A 12,684-nucleotide genomic window follows, 5' to 3' on the forward strand; every position below is an offset into this window, starting at 1 on the left:
GAGAAGGAACCCCATGACCTCGACCAAGTCCCCCGAGTCGGCCCATCCGCTCGAACAAGTGTTGTTCGAGGTCAAACGTACGATCGTCGGGCAGGACGTCCTGCTGGAGCGCATGGCCGTCGCGCTGATCGCCGACGGCCACCTGCTCGTCGAGGGCGTGCCCGGCCTGGCCAAGACGCTCGCGGTGCGGTCGCTGGCCGCCGCGATCGACGGGAGTTTCCAGCGCGTCCAGTTCACCCCCGACCTGGTGCCCGCCGACCTCGTGGGCACGCGGGTCTACCACCAGCACTCCGGCGAGTTCCGAACCGAGCTCGGCCCTGTGTTCGCGAACCTGCTGCTCGCCGACGAGATCAACCGCGCCCCCGCCAAGGTGCAGAGCGCCCTGCTGGAGGTGATGCAGGAACATCAGGTGACGATCGGCCGTGAGACGTTCCGGGTGCCCGAGCCGTTCCTGGTCATGGCGACGGAGAACCCGATCGAGTCGGAGGGCACCTACCCGCTGCCGGAGGCGCAGGTCGACCGTTTCATGATGAAGGTGGTCGTCGACTATCCCACGCAGGCAGAGGAGCAGGCGATCGTCGGACGGGCGCTGCACCCGCCCGAGCCGCCACAGCCGATGGTGACGGCCGAGGACCTGATCGCGATGCGGGCCCGCGCCCATCAGGTGTACGTCGATCCGGCGATCGTCGACTACGCGGTCCGGCTCGTCTCCGTGACACGTTCCCCCGCGACGGCCGGGCTCGGCGAGCTGGAGCGGTACGTCACCCACGGGGCGAGCCCGCGGGCGTCCATCGCGCTCGTCACGGGCGCCCGGGCGCTGGCGTTCCTGCGGGGCCGCGACTACGTCCTGCCGCACGACCTGACCGAGCTCGCGCTCGACGTGCTGCGGCACCGCCTCGTGCTGTCCTACGAGGCCCTCGCGGACGACGTCGACGCCGACACGATCATCACCAGGGTGTCCGGGGCCGTCCGGGTGCCCGACGTCGTCCTGCAGAATCGCTGAGCCCATGGCCACCGCCCCCGACAAGCTCCTGCTCCGCCTGGAGTGGAAGGTCGTCCGCAGGCTCGACGGCCGGCTCCAGGGCGCCCACCGCACCGCGCACCGCGGCTCCGGGATCGATTTCACCGGATTGCGCCCCTACAGCGACGGCGACGACGCCCGGCACATCGACTGGAACGTGACCGCCCGGCTGGACGCGCCGCACCTGCGCGTGTTCACCGAGGACCGCGAGCTGACGGTGTGGCTCGTGCTCGACAGATCGGCGTCCATGGCAGCCGGCCGGCCTGGGCGCGGCAAACACGACGTGCTCGCCGAGCTCGCGCTCGTCCTCGCCCGGCTGTTCGGCCGCGGCGGCAACCGCGTCGGCGCCCTGCTGTTCGACGCCGGGATGTTGCGCGTCGTGCCGCCCGGCACCTCACGGCGGCACGCGCTGCGGATCGGCGCCGAGCTGGAACGCACCTCGGAGGCGCGCGGCGGCGCCACCACCGACCTGGCGGAGATGCTCGACGCGGCAGGCCGGCTCGCGCGCCGCCGCGCACTCATCGTCGTGCTGTCGGACTTCATCGGCGACGGCGACTGGGAACGCTCGCTCCAGCGCCTGGCCCGGCGGCACGAGGTGGTCGCCCTGCGGATCGTGGACACCGCCGACGACGTGCTGCCGGAAGCAGGACTGATCGTGGTCGAGGACGCCGAGACCGGCGAGCAGCTCATCGTCGACTCCGCCGACCCGCTGCTGCGGGTACGCTTCCGCGCCGCCGTCGACGCCCGCGACGCCCGGCTCACGGCGGGCATGCGCCGGGCCGGGGTGCCCGTCCACCGCATCGACACCGACCGCGATCTGGCCGAGGCGCTCGTCGAGGTCGTCGCCCGAACCCGGGACCGGTCGCCATGACCGGGGCCGCCGCAGGAGGCGTCCTGCCCCTGAACTCGCCGCTCTTGCCGGCCGTCGAACTGCGGGAGGCGTCGTGACCCTGAGCTCGCCGCTCCTGCTGGCCGTCGGACTGCTCATGACCGCGGCGCTCGCCTGGGCGGGCATCGTCTCGGCGCGCCGCCGTCCGGCCGCGCTCGGCGCGGCCGGCGTCGCGACGCCGGGCGGCGGCCGGGCGCACCTCGGCATCGGCCTGACGATCGCCGGCGTCGGGGTGCTCGCGATCGCCACCGCGGGACCTGCGGCGATGGTGCCGGTCCCGCGGACCGCGGGCACCGTCATCCTCGCCATGGACGTCTCCAACAGCATGGGGGCCGACGACGTCGCGCCCACCCGGCTGGCGGCCGCGCAGCGGGCGGCCCGCGCGTTCGTGGCGGCGCAGCCCGGCAGCGTCGACATCGGAGTCGTCGCGTTCGAGCGGGGCGCGCTCACCACCGCACGGCCCGACGCCGACCACTCCGTCGCGCTCGCGGCCATCGCCCGGCTGAAGGTCACCGGCAGCACCTCGCTGGGGACGGCCATCACGGCGTCGCTGATGGCGATCACCGGCAAGCCGGTGGCCATCGGCCGTGACGGCACCGCCCCGGACATCGGCTACTGGCCGTCGGCGACGATCGTGATGTTCTCCGACGGCCAGAACCGGGGCGCGGACGTCGAACCGGCCGCGGCCGTGGCCCAGAAGGCCGGCGTCCAGATCCACACCGTCGGGGTCGGCACCACGGCCGGGGCGACGGTGGAGGTCGACGGCTACCACCTGCAGACCTCGCTCGAAGAGGACACCCTCACCTTGATCGCGCAGACCACCGGCGGCGGCTACCACCCCGCCTCCGACACCGCGCGGCTCGACGGGATCGCCGACACGATCGATCTGCGGCTCACCGTCTCCGACGAGCCGCTGCCCCTCGCCGGCGGGCTGATCGGGCTCGCCCTCGTGCTGCTCGCCGCGGGAGCGGCGCTCACCGTGCTCCGGTCAGGACGGGTGATCTGAATGGTGTTCTCATGGCCGTGGGCGCTGCTGTCGGTCCTGGTCATCCCGCTGATCCTCGCCATCCGCTGGTGGGCGCTGCGCCGCCGCCGGCGGGCCGCCGTGCGCGTCACCTCGATCGCGCTCGTACGCAGCGCCCTGCCCGGCCGTACGCGCTGGACGCGGAAGATCCCCGCGGCACTGCTCATAGCCGGGCTCGCGCTGCTCGCGGTCGGAGCAGCGCGACCGCAGGCGTCGGTGCCGGTGCCGCAGACGTCGGCGACGATCCTGCTCGCGCTCGACACCTCCGCCTCCATGTGTTCCACGGACGTCGACCCCAACCGCATCACCGCCGCGAGGAAGGCCGCCGCGGAGTTCATCGAGTCGCAGCGGGGCGGGCCGCGCATCGGCCTGGTCACCTTCGCGGGCACCTCGGGCCTGCTCGTGCCGCCCACCGATGACACGGACTCGCTGATCGAGGCGCTGGAGAACCTCACCGTGTCCCGCGGCACCGCGATCGGGCAGGCCATGCTCACCTCGATCGACGCGATCGCGGAGGTCGACCCGTCGGTCGCCGCCACCGGGGCGACCCCCGCCGCCGGCGGGGAAGGCTACGCCGGCGCCGCGATCGTCGTGCTCACCGACGGCGCCAACACCCAGGGCGTCGACCCGCAGACCGCCGCCCAGGAGGCGGCCCTGCGCCGCGTCCGCGTCTTCCCCATCGGCTTCGGCACCACGAACCCGGCCCCGTCGGTCTGTGACAGCTCACAGTTCGACGGCGGCTTCGGCGGCGGGTTCGGCGGCCGCGGCCGCGGCGGATTCGACCGAGGCCGCAACCCCCGCACCATCGACGAGCCCGCACTCAAACGGATAGCCGAGACCACCGGCGGCTCCTACCATCGCGCCGAGAACGCCGACCAGCTCCAAAGCGCCCTCCGCGCCCTGCCCGGCAGCTTCACCGTCATCCGTCAGCAGGTCGACACCGCCGCCGCCTTCGCCGCCGGCGGCGCCGTCCTCATCACCGGGGCCCTGTCCCTGTCCCTCTGGTGGAACCGCCCCCGGCCCCTGACTCGCTGACGGTCATGACAGGCGCCTGCGGATCCACCAGAAGCACAACCAGGTGAGGGCGAGGGTGAGCAGGGCGTAGATCCCGGTCTCGATCCACTGGAACGGCCAGAAACGGGCGAGCGGATGGTACGTCACCTGCTGCCGGAACCCGAGCCGGTTCACCTCGACCATGCACCCGTCCCCGCCCCGTGGTCCGCCCGACGGCGCGCAGGGTCCCGACGTGGTGGAGACCGGCAGGGCGGCTTCCTCGTTCCCACCGGCGATCCTGCGTCCGGACGCGTCGATGAGGGCGTTGGTCAGGACCCACGCGCCGCCGTCGCCGGGAACGGCCGACTTCAGCATGATTCGCGCGGGGCCGCTTCCGGCCGGTGGTATGCCGAGATGCTCCACGTTCGCCGGGCCGAGCTCGAAGGTCGAGGTGACCGGAGCGCTGAGGTGGGGCCGGACCAGCAGCGGCATGGTGAGCTGGATCGCGGCGAAGACGGCCAGCGTGAGAGCCATGGCGGGCAACGTGCGGCGCACCAGCATGCCCACGGTCACGCCCAGGACGAAGGCGAAGGCCGCGTACCCCATCGGGGTGATGCCGCGCGCGCCGAACACCAGGGGAGCCATCAGCGCCAGGCTTTGCGTGGCCGACTTGTCCAGCGGGTCGGACCACCAGGTCACGGCCAGGCCGCACAGGCCGACGGCGGCCACGGCGGTCAGGCCGGTGAGCCCGAGCTTGGCCGCCAGCCAGCGGCCGCGGGTGATGCTCTGGTTCCACACCAGCAGGTGCGTGCCCGCCTCCAGCTCGCGGGTGATCAACGGTGCTCCCCAGAAGAGCCCGACGAGAGCGGGCAGGAGCAGCACGAGGAGGCTGACGGCCATGAACGGGATCTGGTGGCCGTCGAAGAAGACGTTGTAGAACCGGTCGCAGGTGTCGTCCGGGCTGCACTGGGCGATCCCGGCAGCGTAAAGGGAGGCCAGGTCCGGGCCGGTCAAGGCCAGGGTGGCGGTGAGGACGACGAGCAGGGCGGCCATCATCGCGGCCGAGCCGCGGAACTGCCGCCAGGTCAGCCAGATCATCGCCGCACCTCCAGCGGGACCCGCCGCTCGTCGGTGGCGCGCTCGTCCATGTAGGCCAGGACGAGGTCCTCCAGGCTGAGCTGGGTGACGGTCCAGGCGGGGTCGTGGATCGGGGCTTCGGTACGGATCACGTACGTGCTCTGCCGGTCGGTGTGCCGTTGGGAGATCACGCGCTGGTCGGCGGGGAGCCGGTCGGGGTCGCGGCGCGGGCCGGTGAGCCGGTGGTGGGTGGCCAGCAGCTGGTCGGTCTCCCCGGCCAACCGCACGCGGGAGTCGACGAGCACGATCAGGAAGTCGCAGACCCGTTCCAGGTCGGAGACCAGGTGGGAGGAGAGCACGACGCTGAACTCGTGCTCGACGGTGGCCTCCATCAGGTGCTGCAGGAACTCGCGGCGGGCCAGCGGGTCGAGCGAGGCCACGGGCTCGTCCAGGATCAGCAGCTCGGGCCGCTTGGCCAGGCCCACGGTGAGGGCCAGCTGGGCGCGCTGCCCACCCGACAGCTTGCCCGCCCGATGGTTGAGTGCCAGACCCAGCCGCGCGATGCGCTCCCGCGCCATGCTGGCGTCCCAGCGGGGGTTGAGCCGTGCTCCCAGCTCCAGGTGCTCGGCGACGGTCAGCCCGGCGTAGATGGGGGTGTCCTGGGCGACGAAGCCGACCTTGGCCAGCTGCGCCGGGCCGCCCGCGGGACGGCCGCCCAACACGGTGATGCCGCCCGCCGTCGGTTCGAGCTGGCCGCAGGCCAGCTTCAGCAGCGTGGTCTTGCCTGCCCCGTTGGGGCCAACCAATCCGACGACGTGGCCCGCCGGGATGTCGATGGTGCAGTCGCGCAGCGCCCAGCGCTTGCCGTATTTCCTGCCCAGACCCTGGGCATGCAGGACAGAAGTCACGCTGTGTCCTCCTGAGAGGTGGTCATGAGGAGGGCCTCGTCGAAACCGGCGCGGCGCCGCAGTCCCTCCATTTATCTAGACTGCTAGCACTTTAGAGGTATAGCTGTTAGTCGGTCGTAAGAAATCGCCGTTTCGTCGTGCCTTCCGGCCGGGCTCGACGCCAGCGGCGCGCTAGAGACGCGCTAGAAGAATCAGGAAATATCCCCTGCCGGCGGGGGCTGTTCATGGAAACGCCGGGGAGTGTGTGATGCCGTACCGCCGTAGGCGCATGATCGCGATCGCCCGGGTGGCCGTGGGGACCGCCGTCCGAGCGGCGCCCGGCCTGACGCTCCTCTACGTCCTGGTGATGCTGGCCGAGGCGGTCGCGCCGATCGCCGTGGCCTGGCTGACCAAATGGTCGTCGACACCTTGGTGGGGATGGTCGGATCACTTCTGGTGATCAGCCCTGTCCTGACCGGCATCGTGCTGGCCACCGGGGGTCCCGCGCTGGTGGCGCAGCTGCGCCTGTCCCGTCGTCGTACGGCGATGATGTGGGACATCGGCCCGGCCGAGCGGCGCCAGCTGTTCTACGGCGACCTGCTGGGCACCGTCGAGGCGGCCAAGGAGATCCGGCTCTTCGCCAGCGGCCGGTTCCTGCACGACCGCATGATGAGCGAGCTGCGGGCGACCAACGCCGCCCGCCGCCGGATGGTCGACCGGCGTCGTGCTACGCCAGATTGTCCCGGCTGCAGGCCAGCGGCTATCACGAGCCGGAGCAGGCGACGGTCCTGTGATGGCCTACACGCTGTCGCCCTGAAGGATCTCCTGATGCCGCCGGCGTAACGCGTCGGCCGGCTCGATGCCGAGCTCGGAGCTGAGGATGTCGCGCAACCGGCGGTAGGCGGCGAGCGCCTCGGCACGGCGGCCACGGCCGGCGAGCGCCTGCAACAGCATCCCCCACGAGGCCTCACGAAAGGGATGGGCCGCGACGAGCCGCTCCAGCTCCGGGATGACCCGGTTGTGGTACCCGAGCCGCAGTTCGGCCTCCACGCACAGCTCGCGTGCGGCCAGATGCAACTCGTCCAGGCGGCGGCGCTCGTCGCGGACGAGCTCGACGTCGATCTCCGGCACCACCGGGCCGCGCCACAGCGTCAGAGCCTCCCGCAGCAGCTTGGCCGCGGCTCCCGCCTCGCCTTCCGTCAGGGCGTCCGCCCCCTCGGTGACAGCCGCCTCGAACGCCCTGACGTCGACCGCCCGGTCCGGGACGACCAAGGTGTAGCCGTTTCCCACGGTGGCCAGGTCCACGCCGTCAGCGGAGAGCGGGGACAGGGCGCGCCGCAGGCGATACACGTACGTCTGCACGCTCGCCTTCGCCGTGGCAGGGGGCTCGTCCTGCCAGAGCTCGGATATCAGCCGATCGATGGTGACCGTCTCGCCCGGACGCAGCACGAGTACGGCGAGAACCGCCTGCTGCTTGGCGGCCCGGACAGTGATCGCCCGGCCGCTGCCATCGGTCACCGTCAGACGTCCCAGCAATGTGAACATGAACCCACCTCCGACCGGCATCATGGTCGAAGGCGGTATGTTCCAGGTATGCCTGTCAACCGGGCGATCGTGGTGGCACGTCAGCCGTCAGCAGCCGTTCTCGCTGATGATCGTGTACTTGGTGCAGCCTCCGTCACAGCAGCGAGCCCGGAGCTTGATGGGGTAGATGCACTTGTAGATGTAGTAACACTCCACGGCCGCGGCGCTCTTCTGCGGGACGATCATCGCCAGCAGTCGGTCGCTGAGCATTCCCAGGGCAGACTTCATGACCCATGCCTCTCTGTAGGTGTGCCTGCTTTCTCCGCCCTGCGCGAAGCACGAGCGAAGATCACTACGTCAAGGCTTGTCCGTCGCCCTAGCCCCTCGATCGCGCGCCGCTGGCGCGGGTGGTCAGTGGTGGTCGGCGTAGTGCCGCGCGAGCAGGTCCCCGCCCCAGTCGTTACGCAGGTCGCGCCACACGGAGTGGATGTGGTTGGCGTCGTCCTGGGTGTTGTCGTACTCCAGCAGGAACGTGGGTCCGGCGACGCAGTAGTAGTGGCCCTGCCCTCGCTGGTCGGATCCCATCCACGCGAACGTCACCTTGTCGAGGCCGGCGTCGAGCGCGTCCCGCCAGCAGGTCTCGCCGTACCCGCCCGGGGCGCGATCGAAGTAGCGGCGGACGAGCCGTTCGAGCAGATCCTTCGACGGCGTGGACATGTCGGCGTAGGACAGCCCGCGGGGGATGCGGTCGAGATCGGCCACCGGGTCGTTGCGGGTGAGGACGTCGTCGGGGGCCATCTCGCCGGTGATCGCGATCGATCGCAGGCGCGGCGGGAGTTCGGCGAGCAGGGCCCGGCCCATTTCCTCCTCGTCGGCGAGCAGCCGCAGACCCCGCCGCGGCCCGGACGGCACCATGGCCGGCTCGGCGCCCAGGAAGCTCGGCGTGACGGCGATCGAGTCGCCCAGGACCGTGATGTGCACCGCGAGGTGGTGGCCGTTGACCCGCCACGCCCACGGGTCCGCTCCTCCCGGCTCGCCGAAGATCCGGAACCAGTAGCGGTCGCCGTCGATCTCGTCGACGCCGGTCACCAGACGGCGCCGGATGCGCTCAAGCTCGATGACGCCTCTCGCCGCGCGCGCACCGGCCGCGCCGCAGCCGGTGTCGAGAACGGCGAGCGCCAGTTCCTGCTGCGCGGAGGTCATCTCGACCAGTGGCAGCCCCGGACGAGGACCGGGGAGATAGGACCACTCGGTGCGCTCGGGCGAGCCGAACGCCGCCGTCGCCGCGGCCCGCCGCTCGGTGTCGAGCGAGCCGAGGAAGCGCAGCACCGCCTGCCGCATTGCATGGACGTCATGAGCACTCATGGGAGGTTCCTTGGAGGGAGGTCAGAACACGGTCTCTGATGCCACATACTGCGACATTATGGTCACCGACGTCTGGTGTCTTCTGGGCGGTTCATGCTCCTTCTCCGCGCGCGACCGCCGAACGCGCCCCGAACGGCGGCGATCACGGCCGAGCCGACCTCGCCCACCAGGGGCTCCCGCTCCTCCTCCGCGGTGGGTCCCGAGTCGGCGTGCGCGGGCTCGGCGCGGCCGGCTCGGCCGGCTTCCAGCTGCGCCGCGAACGGCCATCCCCAGGAAGAGCGCGATCGAGCTGAGGAACGACCACAACCGCGCTCAGGCCGACCAGCGCGATGGCGCCGGGGATGATGGCCAGGCAGAGCTGGAAGGCGAGCGCCCGCGCGTGGCTCATGCCGTCGCCGTACCGGAACCTGGTCAGCGAGTCGCGGGCGAGATGCCAGCCGCCGTACTTGCGGAGCGTTTCCCACGCGTCGTCGGCGGACAGCTCCGCGCCGTTCATCGTGCGCGTCTGGGGGACGCTGACGGTGGATCCCACGGCGGACGTTCTACCCCGGTTTGCGGCATTCAAGTTGCTGGGGGGAGCCCGTGGCCGATGGTCTGGATCGGAGGAGGCGCAGTGTCGCCGTGCCGGCGAGGTAGGCGATCAGTGCCGGCGTCGGCCAGCCGAACAGGGTGGGGCTCGTACTGGGGTACAGGCTGTTGCCGAGAATGCCCGAGGTGACGGCGGCGAACCCCACCACGGCCAGCGCCAGGCGCGGCACCGGGTGGCCCGCCGCCCGGGCCAGGCGCCGGCCCTGGGCGCCGCGGATCTCGATCGGTCCGAAGATCGCGACCAGCAGCATGAGGGTGAGGCTGAGCATGATCAGCAACGGGAGCCGCCAGGCGAACCAGGCCGTCGAGCCGACGCCGGGAGTGGGCAGCACGCCCGCACCATGGAGTGCGGCCGTGAGCAGGATCGCGGCGCTGACATGCCAGAGGAAGATCGTCAAGATCACCGTGTTCACGGCGACCACCGCGATCCACGCGCGCGAGGTCCGCAGCCACCGCTCAGCCCGGTCACGCAGCAGCAGCGCCGCGCCGAGCTGGGCGGTGGCCACCGCCAGCAGGGCCAGGCTCGGCGGCGACATGTTGTGCAGCCGCTCCCCAGGCAGGTTGATCATGCTGACCGGGTAGGGGCCGACGAGGGTGAGCACCAGCAGCGCGCCGATCCCGCCGAACAACAGCGGCAGCGCCACACGGGCGCGGCTCGGCAGCCGGCCGTCGCGCCAGGCGAACCCCATCTGATGGATGGCCAGCCAGCCGAAGAGGTAGTTGCCGTTGCCCCAGAACGGCTCGCCGAGAAGGCGGGCCAGGTCGCCGGCCGCGACGAGGCCGACCAGCACCACGGGAACCGCCAGCCCGTAGCGCCGGTGCAGGGCGTACATCACCGGGGTCAGCACGACCACGAACAGATAGGCGACGAGGAACCACAGCGGGATCGAGGCGAACCACGCCACCAGGCGAACCCGGGCGGGTTCGGCGCCGTACAGCCGCGCGACCAGCGCGCCACCGGCCATGACCAGCACCAGGGCGGTGGTCGGGCGGAGCAACCGGCCGCTCCGGTTGAGCAGCCATTCGGTGGCGTTCCCGCCTCGGCGGCGTTCGGCGGCCAGCGACACCGCGTTGGCGTACCCGCCGACGAGGAAGAACACCGGCATCACCTGCAGCACCCACGTGAGGGGATGCGCCCAGGGCAGGTCCGGCAGCGCCGACCAGCCGGTCAGCTCGCCGTGCCCGTCGTAGCCGACCGCCGTCACCAGCCAGTGTCCGAGGACCACGGCGAGGATGGAGACCCCTCGCAGCAGATCGATGAACCGCTCCCGCGACGGCGGCGCCTGCTCGGCACGCTGTCGAACACCTCGCAGGACGGCGCCCATGCCGTTCATGTCGTACAGACCCTCGTGATCGTAGGTAACGCCGGACCGGACCCCTGCGTCCGATGTTCCCCGACTCCCGCAATCGGTACGGATCGGCTGCCGTTGCTTGGCCGGCCTTTTCCGTGCGGCTGGCACGGGCGGGGCCCGCGTCCCGCCGCGACCTCAGCCGCGCGAGCGGATCAGCATGACCAGCCCGGCGATGAACGACCCGAGCAGGACCGGCGACAGGACCGCGAGGCCGCCCCACACGACGAGGCCGAGATAGCCGAGCGCGGACGAACTGTGCGTCGAGTCGGCGTCAGCGGCCGCGAACAGCCCCAGGCCGAGGACGACACCGGCCACCGTGACCGCGATCGGCGTCCACAGGAGCACGTGGGCCCACACGCGGTACCTCCGGCTGTAGACACGCCGGGCCGGCCGCACGTTCGGCTGCGGGGGATACCCGACGGATTCACTCATGCCCCAGTTGTACCAGTCCGCGTGGACCCCGCACCGCACGGCCGAAGCACCGCATCACGGGCGCGCCGCCCCGGCCCGTCAGTCCTTCCTGCGGTCCCAGGGGTCGCCGAGCCAGCTGTCGAAGGAGGGGATCAGGGCCGCGAGGGCGGCTCCGAGCCGCCAGTCCAGCTCCGGTGCGTACAGATGCACCGTGTCCCCGGACGACCTGAACTCCAGCGGGACCTGTCCGCCGGCGCGCCACTTGATGCGGCGCGGGCCGCGCGGGAAGTCGCCGCCGCCGTTGAACAGGGCGGCCACGAGGATGAGCGGCAGCAGCGGCGAGCAGAGCCACCACACGCACCACCAGAAGAGCCGGCCCTTGTATCCCACCGCGTCGGGGCCGCCGGCGCGGCTCACCGTCCAGCGTGTGCGCAGTCCCCGGCTGAACGCCTTGTCACGGGTGAACATACCGAGCGGTTCGCCCTGCGGGCCGAGCACCTTGAACTGTGCCCGCCCGTTGCCCGCGGCGACGGTGACCAGGGTGGCGACCCGCGCCCGGCGGTGCTCGTCCGCCCACAGGACGAAGGAGCGGGCTCCGCTCTTCCTGGCCGCGAGGTAGGCGGATATGCCGTCGGGCGGCAACTCACGTTCCACATAGGCGACCGGCCGCGAGGTTCCCGGTCCGTCGGAGAAGCTGATCCGGCAGTCGAGCTGCCCACCGGGGGTGGTCCTCAGCCGCCGCAGCGCTTTCAGGCTCAGAGTACTGGTCACCCGACGGGCTCCTTCATGCGTGTCTGTGCCAAATGGTCAGCACGAAGGTAGTCGTGATCGCAGCCGCCCGTACCACTGCAAGCCGAGCTCAATCCCTGCGCAATGCGCCGCCCTTAGCGTCGCAGTGTGTTCAAACGACTGGTTCTCGGCGGCGCCGCCCTCACCGCGGCCGCGACGCTCACGCTCGCCTCCACCGGCCCCGCCTTCGCCGCTCCCGCCTCGACCGGAGCCCCCGCCCCCGGCAAGGTGGCGAACAAGCTGTTCCGCGCCTGGCTGGCCGCCGACCGCACGGCCGCCGCGAAGGTGGCCACCCCCGCCGCGGTCAAGACGATCTTCACCTACGTCTACCGCGCACCCGACCGCCTCGACGGCTGTTCCGGCAATGTGTGCCGGTTCGTGCACACCAGCGTGCGCGTCCCCGGCGGGCTCGACGGCATCGCGATGGTGGTGACCGGCTCGAAGGTCACCAAGGTCTACCTGTCGCGGCACATCACCAAGCCGCCGACCGTGGCCAAGCACCTCTTCGCCGCCTGGAAGCGGGGCGACAGGTACGCCGGCCTCGAGGTCGCCACCTCCGCCACGGTGCGGAAGCTGTTCAAGGTCAGGTACGACCCCCGCGGCGTCACCCACTTCTTCCAGGGCTGCAGCAAGGAGTCGCAGGGCTACTCGTGCGCCTACTCCTACGAGGGCGGCGCGATGCTCATGCACGTACGCGGCTCCAGGACCACCGGCTACGAGGTCCGCTCGATCTCCTACCTCGCCGACTGACGGTTCGACGGCGG

The 12,684-nt window shown here is 71.4% G+C and carries 16 protein-coding genes; 7 read left to right on the top strand and 9 right to left on the bottom strand.

Annotated elements, in window-relative coordinates; translation table 11 throughout:
* Positions 1-13 precede the first annotated feature (13 nt).
* The 4 genes from ACFPZ3_RS15535 to ACFPZ3_RS15550 all read left to right on the top strand — a co-directional run bounded on the left by ACFPZ3_RS15535 (position 14) and on the right by ACFPZ3_RS15550 (position 3,969).
* Entirely contained in the window at positions 14-1,003 is a 990-nt protein-coding gene (locus tag ACFPZ3_RS15535) for an AAA family ATPase (RefSeq protein ID WP_379514798.1), read from the top strand.
* A gap of 4 nt (positions 1,004-1,007) precedes the next feature.
* Positions 1,008-1,892 carry a DUF58 domain-containing protein gene (locus ACFPZ3_RS15540; protein ID WP_379514799.1) on the top strand — a complete coding sequence of 295 codons (885 nt, stop codon included), beginning with the start codon at positions 1,008-1,010 and terminating at the stop codon, positions 1,890-1,892.
* A 73-nt stretch (positions 1,893-1,965) separates the two neighbouring features.
* A complete protein-coding gene (locus tag ACFPZ3_RS15545; protein WP_379514800.1) occupies positions 1,966-2,916 on the top strand; it encodes a VWA domain-containing protein in 951 nt (316 codons plus the stop codon).
* Positions 2,917-3,969, top strand: a complete 1,053-nt coding sequence (locus ACFPZ3_RS15550) for a vWA domain-containing protein (protein ID WP_379514801.1) — start codon at positions 2,917-2,919, stop codon at positions 3,967-3,969.
* Positions 3,970-3,972: 3 nt separating this feature from the next.
* Here the strand turns inward: ACFPZ3_RS15550 and ACFPZ3_RS15555 are convergent, their stop codons facing one another.
* The gene (locus ACFPZ3_RS15555) at positions 3,973-5,025 is read right to left on the bottom strand and encodes an ABC-2 transporter permease (protein ID WP_379514802.1); all 1,053 of its coding nucleotides are present in this window, start codon (positions 5,023-5,025) and stop codon (positions 3,973-3,975) included.
* Positions 5,022-5,912 (bottom strand): ABC transporter ATP-binding protein, encoded by an 891-nt coding sequence (locus tag ACFPZ3_RS15560; RefSeq protein WP_379514803.1) that lies wholly within the window; start codon positions 5,910-5,912, stop codon positions 5,022-5,024. Before ACFPZ3_RS15560 ends, ACFPZ3_RS15555 begins: the two co-directional genes overlap by 4 nt.
* Before the next feature lie 247 nt (positions 5,913-6,159).
* Here ACFPZ3_RS15560 and ACFPZ3_RS15565 point away from each other — a divergent pair, with 247 nt between their 5' ends.
* A complete protein-coding gene (locus ACFPZ3_RS15565; RefSeq protein WP_379514804.1) occupies positions 6,160-6,351 on the top strand; it encodes a hypothetical protein in 192 nt (63 codons plus the stop codon).
* On the top strand, positions 6,330-6,734 hold the full coding sequence (locus tag ACFPZ3_RS15570; protein WP_379514805.1) for a hypothetical protein: 405 nt from the start codon (positions 6,330-6,332) through the stop codon (positions 6,732-6,734). The genes ACFPZ3_RS15565 and ACFPZ3_RS15570 overlap by 22 nt, the downstream gene beginning before the upstream one ends.
* On the opposite strand, the gene ACFPZ3_RS15575 is transcribed toward ACFPZ3_RS15570, so the two are convergent.
* From ACFPZ3_RS15575 to ACFPZ3_RS15605, 7 genes are all read right to left on the bottom strand, one after another.
* Positions 6,690-7,436 carry an AfsR/SARP family transcriptional regulator gene (locus ACFPZ3_RS15575; RefSeq protein WP_379514806.1) on the bottom strand — a complete coding sequence of 249 codons (747 nt, stop codon included), beginning with the start codon at positions 7,434-7,436 and terminating at the stop codon, positions 6,690-6,692. The two genes, ACFPZ3_RS15570 and ACFPZ3_RS15575, sit on opposite strands and share 45 nt — an antisense overlap.
* 87 nt (positions 7,437-7,523) lie before the next feature.
* On the bottom strand, positions 7,524-7,703 hold the full coding sequence (locus ACFPZ3_RS15580; RefSeq protein WP_379514807.1) for a hypothetical protein: 180 nt from the start codon (positions 7,701-7,703) through the stop codon (positions 7,524-7,526).
* Positions 7,704-7,826: 123 nt separating this feature from the next.
* Positions 7,827-8,780: a DUF3500 domain-containing protein gene (locus ACFPZ3_RS15585; protein WP_379514808.1), complete on the bottom strand. Its 954-nt coding sequence runs from the start codon at positions 8,778-8,780 to the stop codon at positions 7,827-7,829.
* Positions 8,781-8,922: 142 nt separating this feature from the next.
* The gene (locus tag ACFPZ3_RS15590) at positions 8,923-9,312 is read right to left on the bottom strand and encodes a hypothetical protein (protein WP_379514809.1); all 390 of its coding nucleotides are present in this window, start codon (positions 9,310-9,312) and stop codon (positions 8,923-8,925) included.
* Positions 9,313-9,322: 10 nt separating this feature from the next.
* Positions 9,323-10,702, bottom strand: coding sequence for an acyltransferase family protein (locus tag ACFPZ3_RS15595; protein ID WP_379514810.1), 1,380 nt, complete (start codon positions 10,700-10,702; stop codon positions 9,323-9,325).
* Positions 10,703-10,855: 153 nt separating this feature from the next.
* On the bottom strand, positions 10,856-11,152 hold the full coding sequence (locus tag ACFPZ3_RS15600) for a hypothetical protein (protein ID WP_379514811.1): 297 nt from the start codon (positions 11,150-11,152) through the stop codon (positions 10,856-10,858).
* A gap of 78 nt (positions 11,153-11,230) precedes the next feature.
* Positions 11,231-11,902, bottom strand: a complete 672-nt coding sequence (locus ACFPZ3_RS15605) for a hypothetical protein (protein WP_379514812.1) — start codon at positions 11,900-11,902, stop codon at positions 11,231-11,233.
* Positions 11,903-12,028: 126 nt separating this feature from the next.
* Between ACFPZ3_RS15605 and ACFPZ3_RS15610 the strand changes: the two genes are divergently transcribed.
* Complete coding sequence (locus ACFPZ3_RS15610) at positions 12,029-12,670, top strand: hypothetical protein (RefSeq protein WP_379514813.1); 642 nt, start codon at positions 12,029-12,031, stop codon at positions 12,668-12,670.
* Positions 12,671-12,684 lie beyond the last annotated feature (14 nt).

The sequence above is a fragment of the Nonomuraea insulae genome (assembly GCF_042656245.1).

Coding starts and splice junctions, on each gene's coding strand:
- ACFPZ3_RS15535 (WP_379514798.1), top strand. CDS start 14: ATGACCTCGACCAAGTCCCCCGAGTCGGCCCATCCGCTCGAACAAGTG.
- ACFPZ3_RS15540 (WP_379514799.1), top strand. CDS start 1,008: ATGGCCACCGCCCCCGACAAGCTCCTGCTCCGCCTGGAGTGGAAGGTC.
- ACFPZ3_RS15550 (WP_379514801.1), top strand. CDS start 2,917: ATGGTGTTCTCATGGCCGTGGGCGCTGCTGTCGGTCCTGGTCATCCCG.
- ACFPZ3_RS15555 (WP_379514802.1), bottom strand. CDS start 5,025: ATGATCTGGCTGACCTGGCGGCAGTTCCGCGGCTCGGCCGCGATGATG.
- ACFPZ3_RS15565 (WP_379514804.1), top strand. CDS start 6,160: ATGCCGTACCGCCGTAGGCGCATGATCGCGATCGCCCGGGTGGCCGTG.
- ACFPZ3_RS15570 (WP_379514805.1), top strand. CDS start 6,330: ATGGTCGGATCACTTCTGGTGATCAGCCCTGTCCTGACCGGCATCGTG.
- ACFPZ3_RS15575 (WP_379514806.1), bottom strand. CDS start 7,436: ATGTTCACATTGCTGGGACGTCTGACGGTGACCGATGGCAGCGGCCGG.
- ACFPZ3_RS15580 (WP_379514807.1), bottom strand. CDS start 7,703: ATGAAGTCTGCCCTGGGAATGCTCAGCGACCGACTGCTGGCGATGATC.
- ACFPZ3_RS15585 (WP_379514808.1), bottom strand. CDS start 8,780: ATGAGTGCTCATGACGTCCATGCAATGCGGCAGGCGGTGCTGCGCTTC.
- ACFPZ3_RS15595 (WP_379514810.1), bottom strand. CDS start 10,702: ATGAACGGCATGGGCGCCGTCCTGCGAGGTGTTCGACAGCGTGCCGAG.
- ACFPZ3_RS15600 (WP_379514811.1), bottom strand. CDS start 11,152: ATGAGTGAATCCGTCGGGTATCCCCCGCAGCCGAACGTGCGGCCGGCC.